Annotated in this window: 9 protein-coding genes; 5 read left to right on the top strand and 4 right to left on the bottom strand. The window is 61.0% G+C overall.

Annotated elements, in window-relative coordinates; genetic code table 11:
- Positions 1-205: 205 nt before the first annotated feature.
- Positions 206-1,150: a hypothetical protein gene (locus tag VGY55_22665; protein ID HEV2972789.1), complete on the top strand. Its 945-nt coding sequence runs from the start codon at positions 206-208 to the stop codon at positions 1,148-1,150.
- Positions 1,151-1,165: 15 nt separating this feature from the next.
- Here VGY55_22665 and VGY55_22660 read toward each other — a convergent pair whose 3' ends face one another.
- Positions 1,166-1,462 carry a hypothetical protein gene (locus VGY55_22660; GenBank protein ID HEV2972788.1) on the bottom strand — a complete coding sequence of 99 codons (297 nt, stop codon included), beginning with the start codon at positions 1,460-1,462 and terminating at the stop codon, positions 1,166-1,168.
- A gap of 511 nt (positions 1,463-1,973) precedes the next feature.
- On the bottom strand, positions 1,974-4,739 hold the full coding sequence (locus VGY55_22655; GenBank protein ID HEV2972787.1) for a glycoside hydrolase family 44 protein: 2,766 nt from the start codon (positions 4,737-4,739) through the stop codon (positions 1,974-1,976).
- A 129-nt stretch (positions 4,740-4,868) separates the two neighbouring features.
- On the opposite strand from VGY55_22655, the gene VGY55_22650 reads away from it, so the two are divergent.
- From VGY55_22650 to VGY55_22640, 3 genes are all read left to right on the top strand, one after another.
- On the top strand, positions 4,869-7,616 hold the full coding sequence (locus VGY55_22650; protein HEV2972786.1) for a serine/threonine-protein kinase: 2,748 nt from the start codon (positions 4,869-4,871) through the stop codon (positions 7,614-7,616).
- Between the two features lie 58 nt (positions 7,617-7,674).
- The gene (locus VGY55_22645) at positions 7,675-8,217 is read left to right on the top strand and encodes a hypothetical protein (GenBank protein ID HEV2972785.1); all 543 of its coding nucleotides are present in this window, start codon (positions 7,675-7,677) and stop codon (positions 8,215-8,217) included.
- Positions 8,218-8,324: 107 nt separating this feature from the next.
- On the top strand, positions 8,325-8,855 hold the full coding sequence (locus VGY55_22640) for a hypothetical protein (protein HEV2972784.1): 531 nt from the start codon (positions 8,325-8,327) through the stop codon (positions 8,853-8,855).
- Between the two features lie 183 nt (positions 8,856-9,038).
- On the opposite strand, the gene VGY55_22635 is transcribed toward VGY55_22640, so the two are convergent.
- Positions 9,039-9,926 carry an MBL fold metallo-hydrolase gene (locus VGY55_22635; protein ID HEV2972783.1) on the bottom strand — a complete coding sequence of 296 codons (888 nt, stop codon included), beginning with the start codon at positions 9,924-9,926 and terminating at the stop codon, positions 9,039-9,041.
- A gap of 1,055 nt (positions 9,927-10,981) precedes the next feature.
- Between VGY55_22635 and VGY55_22630 the strand changes: the two genes are divergently transcribed.
- Complete coding sequence (locus VGY55_22630; GenBank protein ID HEV2972782.1) at positions 10,982-12,919, top strand: hypothetical protein; 1,938 nt, start codon at positions 10,982-10,984, stop codon at positions 12,917-12,919.
- 80 nt (positions 12,920-12,999) lie between these two features.
- On the opposite strand, the gene VGY55_22625 is transcribed toward VGY55_22630, so the two are convergent.
- Positions 13,000-13,188 (bottom strand): DUF3160 domain-containing protein, encoded by a 189-nt coding sequence (locus tag VGY55_22625; GenBank protein HEV2972781.1) that lies wholly within the window; start codon positions 13,186-13,188, stop codon positions 13,000-13,002.
- Positions 13,189-13,600: the final 412 nt, after the last annotated feature.

Below are 13,600 nucleotides of genomic sequence, written 5' to 3'. Positions count from 1 at the left end.
CGGAGGCCGAAGATCGCTCGTTAGCCGGTTCGCTTGCGAACCGGAGTAGGCGGAGTTCGGACGCGGTAGATCGAGTATTCAGGCGATAATTGGAATCGCCTCGCGCGACTTTCGGCCTCCGATGGCCGACGGCTTCCGACTTCGGTTCGCAAGCGAACCGGCTAACGAGCGACCTCTGCCACTGCGACCACTACAGGAACAGCCGATGCCCGATCCGGTATTGATCCTGAAGGCGTCCGCGGCCGCGTTCACGCTGGCAGCGATCATGATATTGCTGGCGGGCTGGCGTCGTTCGCGGCCGAGTTGGATCGCTGCCGGCGGAGCAATCGGCGCTGGCGCCGGTTTGCTGGCGGGGGCCTGGTTGCTCGGCGTCCCGCTGCGCTTCCCGCCGCGCGAAGATCTCGATCGCCTGCTCGTCGTCCTGATTCCGATCGTCGTTGGCGTGGAGGTTGTTGTCGCGATTGTTCGATTGAAGCCGGCTGTCGCTTGGTCGCTTCGAATGTTGATTGCCGCCGGTGCGGCTCGAGTATTGTTACACGGTTCCGTCTATATCGCAGGCTCGGGCGACGCGAACGAGACATCGTCGGGTCAGATGTGGCTGGTGCTAGCAGGGCTAGCGCTCGCATTGATTGCGAACTGGGCATTGCTCAATCGGCTCGCAGACCACTCTGCGGGCCGAAGCGTCACGTTTTCTCTCGCCCTGGCCGCCGGCGGCGCGGGGGCGACGGTGATGCTGTCTGGATATGCGACCGGCGGGGAACTTGGATTGCCTTTGGCGGCAGCGCTGGTCGGAGCGGCAGGCGCGTCGTTGGTTTTCTCCGAGATCCCTGATCTGCGCGGCGCGATTGGCGTCGGCGTCATCGGGCTGTTCTCCCTGCTCGTCGTCGGCCGGTTCTTTGGAAGCCTCACGACGGCGAACTTCGCCGCGTTATTCGCTGCGCCCCTGCTCGGCTGGATCCCCGAGGTGTTGCCAATCCGCCGGGCTGGCCCTTACGTTCGCTCAGTCGCTCGAATGGTCTTGGTAGCCGCGCCGGTGGCAATCGTGCTAGTGCTCGCGGCTCAAAGGTTTTCGGCCGACTCAGCGTCATCCTCAGCGAAGCCCGGCGCGAACGAGCCATCAAGCGACGATTACACGAATTTCCGGAAGTGACGCATCATAATTTCGCTAAATTATCCCGCCGCTTTCGTCGCGTCCCGATTTACCTGAATCGCGGTGGAGTTCGTAGTGCCGGCGTTCGTGGTGGAATGCCAGGCCGAGGAAAGCGATTCCGAGGCCGATGATCACGCTGATCAAGAGCACGACGAGGATCACGACGAGCGTGGGGATACCGTACAACTCTTGGCCCGATCCGTGAGTGAGTGTCGGGCCGAAGGTCTCAAAGCGGATTCCGAATGCGAGGGCCGTCAGTCCTAATCCGACGAGCGCTCCCGCCGTGATGATCGATCCGCACAGGGCGCGCATGACAGGTTCCCTTTCAAGAAGTGATTCGTTGGAATTCGTCTGGCCCGACGCGGCAGTCGCAGCTCCGCCGCGCGACGGGTTCGAGTTGATCTACTGACCGAGCATCCGGAAGCAGCCCCCCATCACCAGACATATACCGGCGATGATCATAAAAATGCTACTGCAACCGCACCCCATCCAGGGGCCGCGCGGTCCGGTCGGCTGAAAGGAGCTACCGCCGCCCAATAACGATCCCATGCTCATGACATTGTCTCCCGGAATTTCGAGCGAGCCGATTGCCGACCAGCGCTGCCGCCGCAAACGTAGCAAACCCCGCGCCGATACCATCAACCGGCAAGAATCGGGCCGGGTTTTGATTCGCAATTGCCATACCGACCGGCAATCATCTGAATTCAAAGGCACCCGCTCGATCGGGCATCCGGATAGATGAACTACTGAGTCGTAGAGCGGAAGGCGACCAACTTGGTTCGATCGAATCCACGCGAAGCGGCAAATCGGTGGTCACGACTCGCTACGATTTGCGTCGGCGTCGAAACGCGCCGGAGATATGGCAGGCAACGCCACTCAAACCGAGCAGAATAAACGTGGATGGCTCGGGGACCGCGCTCGAATCGCCTGTCGCGTCTAAGGTTGATGAAAAACCTGCCCGGCCGTCGCTTTCGGAGGGGTCCAGTGCGCCGGTGTCGGTGAGCGACGCGGAATTTTCGAGTCCCGCCGCAAATGGTTGAGATGAAGCCGAGATCTCGCCGACGAAAGATTCGCCGGCTGCGGCAGACGGCTCGATCGTCATCGGGCTGCCATCGGAATTGGACGGAGCGATCGTCACCAAGGCGGGATTGCCGGCGGCGCCGCCGATGACCAAAGAATTCTGAACGATGTGATCGGCGGTCAGGCTCGCGCCTGAGTTGACCACCGTGTCTCCGGTGCCGTTGATTCCGCCGACCTGCTGATTTTGGCCGCTGACGAGCAACTTGCCGCCAGCCGTTTGTTGGCCATTGTTGGTGATCGTAACGCGGCTGGCGGCCGAGGCATGGGAAGAGAGGGCCGAGACGGCGCCGGCGAGTTCCAATGTCGCCCCCGAGGCGACCGTTGCCGTCGCGCCGGCGCCAACGCTCGCCGTGCCCGTGGTCACGTTGAACCGCATTGTGCCGGCGCTGATTTGTAGCTGGCTTCCCGCGCCCAGTGTGGGAGCCGTAGCGACGACTAACGTGCCCGGACTGTTCTTGACCACTCTCTGGCCCGCGCCGATGGAAACGGCGCCGTTGACCGTCACCGAGCCGCTCCCCGCGCCGTCGAAGATCAATTGGTTCGTGCTGTCGATGCTGATCGGGGCGCTGATCGTCAGCCCAGCGCTCGACGACTGGGTGATTTCATGGAGCGCCAGTGCGCTCGTGGCCGGACTGCCGGAGGCCAGCGTCCAGGCATTGGCGTTTTGATTGACCAGTTGAGCGATCGTCTGATTGGCGTTGAGGTAAACGGTGTTACCCGCGCCGATTGTCGCCGTTTTGCCGAAGCGAGCAATGTCGGCCAGTCCGAAGCCCGGCGGTCCATTTGGGGTCCAATTAACCCCGGCCGTCCAGTCGGTGGCCGAGGCGCCGCTCGTGTTCCAATCGTAAGTCGTGCCGGCCGGAGCAGCGACCATCGGCACCAGCGTGTTGATGCTGTAGCCGGGCATATTGAAGTTGCTCAGAGCGGTGATCGGGTACGTGTTCACGTAGACCGGATTGGCGACCGTGCCGTCCGAATTGAGCGCGTTGGCGCTGGTCAAACGGTAGACGGAGAAGGATGTGTAAGTCTGGCCCGTGTTGTTGAGTGCGATCGCGGCGGAGAGGGGACTGGCCGTTTTGTTAAGCGCGACGATCACGAGCCGCCCGGCCGTCGTCGAATCCTTGCTGGCGTACACCGAAGCGTCTTGGATGTCACTGTTGGTGGCCGAGATGGAGGTGTCGCCGAATGCGCCGTTCTTGCCGTCGAAATTGCGAAACATTTCCATCGCTCCAAGGATGAACGGCTCTTTCGAGGCGAGCGGCCACTCGTTGGCGGAGAACATCCCCTGTTTTCCAAAAATGCCGAGCACGTCGGCCTCGGCGATCCCCCCGGAAATATCAGCCCCGGCGCCGTAGTTGTACTCGCTGATCGAGAGCTTGGTGCCCGCATAGTTCGTATTGATTTCGCCTTGCAGTCGGGGGATCAACTGAATTCCTTTGCCGCCCGTCGTGTATTGCGTGATCCAGCTCGTTTCAACGTAGTTTGGGTCCCACAGCGATCGCGGCGCTTGCAGACGTGCGGCCACCACGCCAGGCGATGTATCCGAGCCGGTGATTCGCGTTGGCGTGCCGCTGGCGTTAAGCCCTGTCGCCTCCGGATACCAATGCACGTCGAGCGCATCGAGCAGGCGCGTCCCGGCGGTCTGGCTCGACAATTTCATCTGGGCCAAATAATACGAGATGAAATCGCCGTAGGGCTTACCCGTGTTTGGGTTGGTTGCGCCGTTGTCGGCCGACGAATCCGTGGCGTTTTGCAGCGTCAAATACCCCTCCCAGCCATAATTCGCCGGGCCGTACACGAGCGCATTCGGGGCAACGCTCTTGATCGCCTTTGAATAGTCGGTACTTTTTTGCACCATCTCGGCGTAGGTTGCCGGACTCGGGTGCACCTCCGGATGAGTCGAGGACCAGAGGTCCGGCTCGTTGTCGAGCGAGAAGAAGATCGGCTGTTTGCTGCCGCTTGCAAAACCGTTTGGAAAATTCGTTTTGGCCCAGCTTACGAACTGGTCTTGATAGACGTGATTCGCCGCCGGGGCCGGATCGGCGCTCGCAGTCGGATACTCGGGCGTAAAGTGCGGCGATTGGCTCGGAGGAATGGACTTATCCACCGGCCCGCTCTCGTCGTTCGAGACGAAACCGTTGGTGGGAATGGTGATCAACGCCCCGGCGTTCCGGCTGGCGGCGTCCTGCAACGTCCCATTGACCGCCGCGCCGGGCGTTGTCGAGCTGCTGAGATAATTGTCGTTCTCGTAGAGATAATCGCTGCCGGCGTTCGAGGCGTTGGTCGTCCAGTTGTACGCGGTCCAGCGGTTGCCTCCGAGCCGTTCGAAGGTCAGGTTCAAACTGTTGAACGCGGATTGATTCGAGCCGCCGGGGTTGATGCCGTAGATATACGGCGAGATCGCTTGAACGCTCTGCGTCGGGTCAATCGTGAAATTGACCGTTTGCCCGGCGGCGGACGACGCGGCGACGATGAGCATCAAACTGAGAAACGCTACCTGTTTCAACATGATTCTCCACGTGCAGGCAGCCCCGCCGTTCATTGTCGGCATTCGCTGCCTACGTGACAAGCGAAATCGCTTGCTGAGACTGGCCGCCGAAGGATAATGAAACTAACGCTGGCGGGTGACATACTTCCGATGGATGATTCGTTCTCATTCGACGATGCATTTCTGGCGCGGTTGCCGTTGCCGCTGGCCCAGTTGTTTCGTCGCGCTCTAAACGCCAAAACGCCGCTCGAACAACATCTGGCGGCCAGCCGGATTGCGGAACTTGGTGTGAAGCTGCTGGCTTGCGGAGCGATTGTGGAGTATGCGGCCCTCGGCCAGCCCGATCCGCAGATCAACGAATGCTTGCAAAACCTGGCCCGGCCGTCGCTGGGGCACTGGTGGGAATTCGCCCGCCGGTTGGTGCCGCTCCTGGCCGACGCCGGCTACGAAGGATATGGCCGCTTGCGCGAGATGCTGCTCGGCCGGGCGCGCGACGACCTGCCGCGGTCCGCGGGGCTCGATGCGGCGCTGCGCGAATCCTTCGGGCAAGGGAGCGGGTCGCGCACGACGGTGCGGCTGAGCGAACTCTTCGACCGTTTGATCCAGCATCGCAACAAAGGGCAAGCCCATGCCGCCCCCGAAATGCGCGAAGACGCATACCATCGTCGCTTTGCGGCGGCGATCCTGGCCGGCATGAGCGAAATCTTTGCCCGGATCGACTTGCTGGCCGGCGCTCGATTGGTATACATCAGCGAGGTGCGGAAATCGGGCGGGGGATGGCTCGTGCAACAGTTTGAACTGGCAGGCGAGCATTCGCGGCGACTTGCGCCGCTGGAAATGGCGAGCGACCGCGTGGCCGAGCTGCCCGACGCCGAGCGGGTCTATCTGATTCGGACCGACGGAGTGCGAGAAAAGTCGCTCCCGCTCTATCCACTCGCGCTTTACGATTCGGACAGCGAAGAATTGCTGTTGCTCAATTCGCGGCACGGCAAGCGGCAAGTGGAGTATTTGTGCTATACGAGCGGCCGCGTGGAAAAACAGCCGGCCGAACTTCAGGGCCAGCATGCCGAACTGCTGGCTCGGCTGCTCAAAATGGAAGTCGGCGCCGCGGAAGTCAACGCCTGGGCGGCCCGGTCGCAGAGCGATGAGCCGCCGGTCGAGGATGCGCCACCATCGCAACGAACGCTCGGCGAGTTCGAATTGTTGAGCGAACTGGGGCGCGGCGGCATGGGGGTCGTCTACCGCGCCTGGCAACCATCCCTGGGCCGGCAAGTGGCGCTTAAGAAGCTGGTCCGCACCGGCGATAAGTCCGAGCAGCGATTCGCCCGCGAAATCCATGCACTGGGCCGCGTGGAACACCCGCATCTCGTGAAAATCTATACGTCCGGCAGCGACGGCGACCAGTGGTTCTATGCGATGGAATTGGTCGAAGGCGCGCCGTTGGTGAGCGTCTGCGAGCAGTTGCAGCAAATGGGATCTCGGATCGAGCAGGTGAACCGGGCCACGTGGCGCGACGCCGTCAGCACGGCATGCAGCCGCGCCCGGCAAGAAGAACGCTCGCTGACCGTCACGGCCGCCAATACGACAACGACCACTACCGAACACCCGCCGAATCGCGTCGTCGCGCGCTCGATTGCGGCCGAGCCGACCGAGCCAGCGCGCGTGCGGCCGGGTCAAGGCTACATCGAACAGGTCGTCGAACTGGTCCGGCAGGCGGCGCTCGCCGCGCACGCGCTGCATGAAGCCGGCATCGTTCATCGCGACATCAAACCCGGCAATGTGATGGTGACCGCCGACGGCGAGCAGGCCGTGTTGATGGACTTGGGGCTGGCCCAACTGGCCGATGACGAAGAGGGGCGTTTGACGCGGACGCGGCAATTCGTCGGCACGTTGCGCTACGCCAGCCCGCAGCAGGTGTTGGCCGCCGAGCGGCTCGATCGCACCAGCGATATCTATAGTCTTGGAGCGACGCTGTGGGAACTGCTCTGCTTGCAGCCGATGTTCGGCGCGGGCGAACAGACTCCGACACCGACATTGATGGAGCGGATTCTGCACGACGAGCCGGCCGCCCTGCGACGATTCAATCCGCAAGTCTCGCGCGATCTCGAAGCCGTGGTGGCCCATTGCTTGGAGAAGCGGCCAGACCGCCGTTATGCCACCGCCCGCCAATTGGCCGACGATCTCGAGCGCTGTTTGCGCGGTGAACCGGTCAAAGTGCGCCGTGCGAGCCGCTTGGAGCGAACGGCCCGCTGGGTCGCGCGCCGCCGCACGCTCGTGGCGGCCTGTGCGTTCGCGACGCTGGCGGTTGTGTTGCTCGTCGTCGGTTCGGTGGTTCTCTGGCGATGGATCAACACGGAGAAAGACCTGGAACTAGAGCGGAGGCAAGACGTCGCGGCCGACGATCCCACGCCGGACGTTCACGAGGTGTTCCCCGACGTGGAACAGGTCGTCCAAGATCGAAAGCTGATCGCCGCCAAGCCGGCCGGCTGGCGCCCTCCGACCGAAGCGGATTTCGAATTCCAAAACAGCACGGGCGAGCCGGGCCTGCGGCTGCTGATGTGCAATTTGACCGACCACTACAATATCGACGAGGCGGCCAAGCCGGACGACGACCCCTTTGCCGCCGCCAAAAACGAATGGCGGACCGTCCTCATGCGGCCAAACGCCACGGCCGCCGAGCGTCGGATTTCATTGCACGTCGGGCTGGGCTGGTATGCCTTCTTCGTGCGCACGCCGCGCGGCGACGTGCATCCGCTGTTTGTCCGCGACGAGCAGGGAGAAGACATCATGCTCGGCGAGACCAATGTGTTTACTTCCAAACGCGTTGTGCTAGAAATAACGGCTGGTCAATTCGGCGGGAAGAAGCGTTATTATGCGACGTTTCATCGAGAGAACTGAGGTAGAATTGGGCGGTTAGGCTTGGCTCTCTTCCTTTTTTTCAGTGGGGGACGTTTCGATGAAGACGACACTTTCGGCGACGGTTTTGTTGATCTCGGCCCTGCTCTGGACAACCGGTCCTCGAGCGGCGCGTGCGGACGAAGGTGACGTGGCCTTTCATTTCAAGAACACGCTCGATCAGGGCGTCGGCGTGTGGGTCGCGTCTGAGAAGAGCACCAAGGCCAATCCTTGGGCGCATTTGGACGTCGCGGCCGGTGAATCGGGAACGATCACCTTGCGAGCGCAAGACCGATTCGTCGTGGCCGTCGACGTCGGCAATTCGCGCAGTCGCTCCAAACCGATTGCCCTCAAGGAATTCCTGACAAAACATCCGGACTTCGTCCTGAACGTAAGCGTCGAAAAGACGTTCGGCAAAGCATTTGGAGCCCCAGATGATGGCGGAGGCGGGGGCGGAGAAATACTCGAATTCAATTTCTCCGCGCCGCCCAAAGCCCAGGACCAATCCGAGAATCCGAAGGATGCGGACGCCGCCGCGCCGCAGGAGACACTGGACTTTGGCTTCGAAACTAATCCGCTCAACGGCGACAACGGCAAGCAATGAAGCTCAGAGCGCCTAACAAATCCGGCGGGGATTTTCCCCTTTGCCCAGCCGGATTGGTTAGGCGCTCTAATGAACATTCAATCCCTTCATTTGCGGGAGACATTTCGATGAAGACGATCTTTTCGGCGGCGGCGTTGATGGTCTCGGCACTGTTGATGATCACCGGTCCTCGGCCGGCGCGGGCGGACGAGGGGGACGTGGCCTTTCATTTCAAGAACACGCTCGACGACACCGTGGGCGTGTGGATCGCATCCGAAAAAAGCACCAAGGCCAATCCCTGGGCGCACTTGGATGTTGCCGCCGGTGAAACCGGCACGATCACCTTGCGAGCGCCCGACCGATTCGTCGTCGCCGTGGATGTCGGCGGTCAGCGAAGTCGATCGAAGCCAATTGCGCTGAAAACGTTTCTTACCAAGCACCCCGATTACGTGCTCAACGCGAATCTGGTCCAGTTCGTCGGTGTCTCGAAAGAGGGTGGCTCGGGCTTGGGAGGGGAACTCCGTCTCGACTTTTCGGCGCCCCCCAAGGCTGCCGATCCGTCGACGCCTTCCAACGACGCGAAGCCCGCCGAGCCGCCGGAACGCCTCGATTTCGGCTTCGAGACCAAGCCGATCGAGAACAACGGCGGCAATCAATAACGCGGGTGCGCGATCATCGCCGGCCTCACGCCGTAGGGAACGGCCTCGGTGCCGTTCCGGACCTGCGCGCCGTTCCGGGCCCAGGTGCCGTTCAGAATCCGCTCTGATCGGGATTTGCGCCGCTTCACGGAACGCCACAGGGCCCAGAGGACGCCCCGTTCCCTACGGAGTCTCACCACCTCATCACGCAATCCGGTCTAGCGTCATCGCGCCGCACTCGAAAGCCGGGCTGGGGCGGTCTTGCAAGGCGGTATGAATCGCTATATCAAGGTCGATGGCGTCGATGACCGATTGGGCGGCCGCTTGCGCAAGCGACGGGCGGTTGCACTGGCGGCTTAGGTGCAATTGAATGAGCTGCCGCAGCCGCCTGGCCGTCGAACGCCGAATCGTTTCGCTCAGCAACTCCGCCGCTTGCTCGTTGGAAAGATGCCCCTCGTCTCCCAGGCAGCGGGCGATCAGCATCGGGTGCCGCCCGCTCGAGCGCTGCATCTCCACGTCGTGGTTGAACTCAAGGGCCAGCAGGTCCACGTCGCATAGGCCGTCGGCCAGGCGGTCGTCCCAGGAGCCCAGGTCCGCGGCATAACCGACCGACCAGGCGGCGTGCAACAATCCGCCCTGACCCGTGAATCGAAATCCAAAGGTCCGCCCGCCGTCATGCCGCAATGCGAGTGGCAGGCAAGCTACGGTCCCGCCACCAAGCGGGAACTGTTGTTCTTCAGCATAAGTGCGAAGCAAACCCGCGGCTTCGAGCGCTTGGCAAAGTTCCGCTGGACAATTCTCTTCCAGCGCGGCCAGATGCTCGTCGTGGCAATAGAGCGCGATTCGCTTGGAGAGCAGAGCGGCCAGCGTGCGGACGTTCCAGTGATCTCCGTGCGTATGCGTCAGCACCACGGCCCGGATGTTCTGCCACGAGCGGCCCGATGCGGCCAGCCGGGCGCCCAATTGCCGCGGCCCAAGACCGATGTCGATCAAGAGGCCGAAGCCGTTCGCCTCCAACAGGCTGGAATTGCCCGCGCTGCCGCTGGCCAAAACAGTGAGTCGGGGAAACATCGGCACGTCCGTGCTATTCATTTCTCGATGACCTCGTACTCCGTGCTAACGCTGGCCCGGCGTTCGTCCGTGAGCGAAAGAAAGTATACCAGGGGCCGGTCTGCGGGCAACTCAGCCTTAGAACCCGTCACAAATCTGCCGAGGACTGTCCCCCTTTTTGCGCGGGCACCATCGCCGCGATGGTCGGCGGAGCAAAAACGGGGACTGTCCCCTTCTCCCAGGCGGTTTTGTGAGGGGTTCTCAACCGCCGCGCCTTCAATGCCGGCGTCTTGAGTTTGCTCGTTGCCGAACGATCAATGCAGTTGCGCAGCAGGCGTCGGACAGCAAGACCAAGAATAACAGACCAGCCCATAGAACGCCACGACCCGGAACACGTCGGCAGTTCCGATCCAAATCCGGTTGCACGTTCAGTTCATCGCGGCGGATAATGAAGCAACTCAGGCTAGTGCTTTGTCACCTCTCGATTCTAGGGTTCGACGCTTTTCGTAGCTGCGGCTTCCAGCCGCAGCCCGCGGGAGCAAGATGCTCCCGCTACGGCAAGGCCAACCCGAAAACTTAGGTGTGATCGAGTACTAGCGATACCGCCTTGGCGCCGCATCGACGTTTGAAGCTGCCGCAGTTGATCGTAGCGAGCGATGGACAACCAAACTTCAACTGCGCCGACCAAACAAGAGCCGCACATCGCGGGCGAATGGCGCTTGCTCCGCCTTTATCCATCAACGTGGCTAGTGCTGCTGTTGACGGCAGGGATGATGTTCCTCGTCGAGTTCCCTGGCCGCAGGGGAGCGTATCCATTGTACAAGCATGGCTGGCCGTTGGTTTGGGTGCAGCGATCCAGCATAAATGTTCCGTACTTACCTTTTAGCCCCGAAGACGCGTCCAAGAATTGGAGTGGGAATCCGTGGTCAGTGATAGAAGGCGCGCAATGGAGGTTGAGCCCGCTCGGTTTTGCAGTGGACGTCGGCTTTGCGGCGGCCGTCGTTCTGGCCGTGGGGTGGGCCTTTCAGCGATGGCGCCGACGGCACCGTAGCTTGTGGCAATTCCGTTTGCGGACTGCATTTCTTCTCACCGCGTTTGTGGCAATCCTTGTCGCGCCAATCGCGTTTTGGCATCGCGAGCGGCAAAACGAGTTGGCGATCATTGAGGCCTGGCAAGCGGACGGCGTCGTCACTGCCGTCAATTCTGTTTGGCTGCCGCCGGATTGGCTGCCCGACTCTATCGCAGACGTAATCCGCCCGTTATTTGATCGAGTTGACTCGGTCAAATTGGAGGCAAAGGACTTTACGGAAATCACTCTCGCGCCGCTGCAACGGCTCGGTCATCTCACAAACCTGGAACTCAGTCGCGGCGAAGTAAGTGATGCCGGATTCCGGCCTCTTGGTCGGCTTTCGGGATTGAAGGTCTTGTCTCTCTTAGAGGCACCGGTCAATGACGAGGAATTGGAACGACTGGCAGGCCTTTCACAACTGGAGGATCTGAGGCTCGACAACTCAACAATTACGGACGCGGGCTTGGCATCGCTTTCGCGCATGCACAATCTTCACAATCTAAGTCTTGGCACCCCCAATCTAAGGGGCGATGGCCTTGCTCAGCTAAGAAACATTCGGTCCTTGGAAAAACTGTTGATCCGATCCCCCGCTCTTTCTGACAAAGCGGTCCAGCTAGTCGAGCAATTCAAGTCACTCGAGGAACTTGTCTTGATCAACACGTCGATTCGGAGCATTCGACTCGAAGGACTGCCCAATCTGCGTAGCATTTACCTCGCGACGAATCCACTTCTCGCGTCGATTGACTTGGATGCGTTGCCCGTGCTTCAAGAGGTCCAAATCGACTACGACGTCTCGCAAATCGGTCCAACGGCCAATCCAGCGTTGCACTTGGATGGGGCGTCGATGCTGAAGACAGTCAATCTCAGCGGTGTTGTGCTGAATCCGACCGAGATCGATGCCGTACTTCACCTTCACTATTTGTCTGATCTGAGTTTTCAAAATGTGCGGTTTCCCGGCGGAGGAAGTCTAAAACTCGAATCGCTGCCATTTCTCGCCAGCCTTGAATTTGACAACTCTAACGTATCCGCCATCCAAGTCGTCGACGCGCCCTTGGAGAGCCTAACGTGCGTCGGCAATCCGAATCTGGAGTCGGTTCGGCTGGAGCGCCTGCCAAAACTGATCAACGTCGAACTGACTGACAGTCCTCACCTCACCGAGATCGATCTGCGGCAATCGAACATTCGGGACGAGCTGAGGGTCGGCCCAGCCGACGATGCGCGACCGCTCGCGAGTCGAAATGTCGAGCTGCGGATCCGTGGACTCGGCGGACCTGGACGAGTGATGATCCGCCACGCTGGACCGATCACCGCCGACTCATTGGCGAATCTGTCGAGAATACCTCACCTCGTCAGCTTGGGGCTTGGGAGCGAGTGCCTCCACGACGACGATTTGAGCTGTTTGAGCCGGCTGACAGATCTGGAACAGCTTGACTTGTCGAACTGCAATGTCGGCGGCGAAGGTCTGCTTCATTTGCGTTCTCTGCCAGCGCTGGTCCATCTCTATCTTGAGCGAACGCCCGTCAGTGATGAAGCGGTTATTGAGTTTCAGCGGGCGAAGCCAAATGTGGCGGTGAGCTACGAGCCGAAGAAGCCGGCCATCGACGATTTGCGCCAGCAAGTTGCGCTCGTGAGGAACCGGTTGTCGACCAACATTGCCTGCAAACATCAACCCGAGAAGCTGGCCGATCGGGACTTTGAATGTCTTGCGGCTCTCGACTGCCTCACGTCGCTTGACCTCTCAGGAACGCACCTGACCGACGCGGGCCTCGAAAACTTGCGGCGGCTGCCGAGGTTGCATGATCTGGTGCTTCGCCGAACGCAAGTCACCGACGCGGCCGTCCGCCTGCTGCGGCAAATCCCAGAGTTGCAGCACGTCGATATCGAAGAGACGCGAATCACCGACGATGGCCGCCGCGCCCTCGGCTCGCTGGTCGCCAAGCCGATCGGAGATGCGACAGTCAACTAACCGCGCGGATTCGCGACGGACGCTGTTAGCGACCGCGCTGTGGATCGCGAGCATCGGCCATGCTGCGGGCGACACTTCAATCACTTCGCCAGCGGATCAAATGCTTTGATCCACCCCGGGCGATCCGGCTCGTTGCCAGATTGTATCCTTGAACTGAATTCCTCGTCGGTCATCCGCTGCGACGCACTACTCGTGAATTCGTAATACGTCGAAACAGGACCGACGAAGACCATGCGATCACCGCCGTTGTCGATCGCGACGATCGCCAAATCGGCGCGTCCCGCGTCGTTCCGCGTCTAGCCAATAGCTCGACAAAACCGGCTGCGGCCCGCCATCCAAATCAGCGCTCGCACGGCTGTACGGTGAAGGGCGAACTACTGTTTCAATAAGCCCAGCTTGGCGAAGAGCGGTTGAGGCTGATAGGCATTCTGGCGCAGGGTTGTCATGATATTTTGGCAGTTCCAGAAGCGAAGCCGACCGATTACGGCGTTTCGGCAGGCGGCCATGACTTGAGGGGCGCGACCCTTTCGGATTCGGCTATGATCCTCGCCAAAGCTGACATCGCGCACGTAATGCAAGCGATTTTCAATGCCCCAGTGGCCGCGTCAGCAAGCCATCGTCCAAGCCGCCGAGGCCCGCGAGCGGTTCAAACTGGTGATCGCCTGGCAGACTTCACGCTGG

It is taken from the genome of Pirellulales bacterium, assembly GCA_035939775.1.
GTDB lineage: Bacteria > Planctomycetota > Planctomycetia > Pirellulales > DATAWG01 > DASZFO01.
The sequence above is the reverse complement of the archived record's forward strand: the minus strand, read 5'-3'. Positions and strand labels throughout refer to the sequence as shown.